Source organism: Ruminococcus sp. 210702-SL.1.03, from assembly GCF_020559915.1.
Classification (GTDB): domain Bacteria; phylum Bacillota; class Clostridia; order Oscillospirales; family Ruminococcaceae; genus YE71.
On sequence record NZ_JAJCLZ010000093.1, the window covers coordinates 1 to 1,147 of the forward strand.

A 1,147-nucleotide genomic window follows, 5' to 3' on the forward strand; every position below is an offset into this window, starting at 1 on the left:
GAACCGTGTAAATTCCGTATGGCATATCCTTTGTCTGTGCAAATCCGTTTTCATCACACGTCAGGTAATCACGTTCTGTTTCAACAGCATTTGCATAAGAACCGGAGGATTTCAGATAAACCTCAAATTCAGCTCCCACTTCCGGAGTTTCTATCTGAGTAGAGCCGTCATCGGAATGCTTGATGATCGCAATATTTCCCTTTACTACGTCCTCAGTCACTGTCATAGAAATGGGGTTATGCTCAATGGAATAATTCTCAGTTTCTGCACCAACCGGGTACACAGTTTCATCAAGCAGATATCCCTCGCTTGGTGAAATTTCCTGAACAGTGTAGTTTCCGCAGACATACTCCTTTGTCTTGAAATATCCGTTTTCATCGGTCGTATAGGTATCTACGAGCTCGCCGTCCTTGTACAGTCCGTAAACTGCTCCTGCAAGCGTTCCATTGCCCTGTGCTGATGCTGTTTTGGAATCCTGCTTTTTCACCTCTACAGTAAATTTCTTGAGGATATTTTTGAATGTCTTAGTTGTGGTTGCGTCAGCAGTAAGAGTTGCTGTCTGATCCGCAGGAACTACATATCTTATTGGAACATTTTTCTCGGAAATGGTGTACACGATCTTCTCGTTTCTGCTGTTGTAAACGGGAATATCGGAAAGAATTGCAACACCGTCCGAACCTGTTTTAATTGTGTAGGTCTTACCGTTGCCCGTAATAGTGAACTCCCTATCACCGTTCTGATTATCCTCAGACTGCTTATTTATCTTTATCGAGCCCGTTTTAAGTTGATTGTTGAACTTTACATTCACAGTCAGATCAACATCTCCGCTTGTAAGCGTAACATTCTGAGCCTTAGGAACTTCGTATCTTGTATCTACATTGATCTCGGATACGGTGTAGGTGATCGCTTTGCCCGTAGATGTGTTGTATACCTTTAATCCGTTAAATTCGGCAACGCCGTTTGCATTGGTTTTCTTGGTGTAACTGCTGCCGTCGTTTCCTGTGACCTTGAACTCTCTGCCGCTTACGATTCCATCTTCGGCGGTCTTGTTGACCTTAATTGTGCCTCTCGTAAAATCTTCGGTCACAAATATATGATATAGTATAATAAAACTTGACACTCCAACCTCAAAGAAGTAAAATAGAAA

At 42.5% G+C, this 1,147-nt stretch carries 1 protein-coding gene; it reads right to left on the reverse strand.

The genetic code is table 11. The features are described from left to right. On the reverse strand, positions 1 to 1,120 hold a 1,120-nt coding region (locus LI114_RS13520), incomplete at its 3' end, for a collagen binding domain-containing protein (protein ID WP_227221103.1). Positions 1,121 to 1,147 lie beyond the last annotated feature (27 nt).